Genomic DNA, 243 nt, shown 5'->3' on the forward strand with positions numbered 1-243 from the left:
GTGTCCTTTGTGGAGGACTTATATTTGGTACAGTAGCAGGGTTTATCTCTATGGTTCCTTACATGATGAAAGATGTACATCAACTAAGTACTGCTGCAATTGGCAGTGTGATTATTTTCCCTGGAACAATGAGCGTTATTATCTTCGGTTACATTGTTGGATTACTTGTTGATAGAAAAGGTCCATTGTACGTGTTAACCATTGGAGTTACATTTCTTTCCGTTAGCTTTTTAATTGCTGCCT

At 37.9% G+C, this 243-nt stretch carries 1 pseudogene; it reads left to right on the forward strand.

The features are described from left to right. Positions 1 to 243: pseudogene (locus AWV70_RS12345) on the forward strand (tetracycline efflux MFS transporter Tet(L)); the annotation flags it as partial.

It is taken from the genome of Sporosarcina koreensis, from assembly GCF_001531445.1.
GTDB classification, from domain to species: Bacteria; Bacillota; Bacilli; order Bacillales_A; family Planococcaceae; genus Sporosarcina; species Sporosarcina koreensis_C.